Annotated in this window: 1 protein-coding gene; it reads right to left on the bottom strand. The window is 33.1% G+C overall.

What is annotated here, in order from left to right:
- A partial coding sequence (locus ACTHW2_RS11850; RefSeq protein ID WP_442264122.1) for a hypothetical protein occupies positions 1 to 432 on the bottom strand: 432 nt, incomplete at its 3' end.
- Between the last annotated feature and the right edge of the window lie 55 nt (positions 433 to 487).

Below are 487 nucleotides of genomic sequence, written 5' to 3'. Positions count from 1 at the left end.
TAATAAAGGTTCTTCATAATAGTAACTATTATTCTCTCTAGTGTGATTCCAAGGATTTATCCCGAACCAATCTCCCATATTAGTGTATGTAAAATTAATTTCTCTATGAGAAAAATTACCTACATTTGATATAGGTTTCGAATCAATAATCATGCTGTCTGCAACTATTTTTGTGTACTGTACGTTACTCCCTTTCGTACTTGAGACGCGAGCATTGATTAAAGTTACAATTTCCGTTCTATTTACCAAACCATAAAATGTTTCAAATACCTCTCCAAAACCAAAATCAGTATGGACAAATTCTACATGGAGTTGATTGTTAGAATAGCTATAAGTCAAATTTCCTGGTACAGAGTCTTTAAAATCGGCGTTGCCGGACCAAACCCCTCCAATAGTAAATTCATCTGTTAGTAATCTATCTGTTAATTTCAAATTCAATCCCCCTCAATCAGACTGTTACCAATGTTCAGATAATTTTATCATAATC

This window comes from Tissierella sp. (genome assembly GCF_052089545.1).
Lineage (GTDB): Bacteria > Bacillota > Clostridia > Tissierellales > Tissierellaceae > Tissierella_A.
This window is presented reverse-complemented; position numbering and strand designations above follow the sequence as displayed.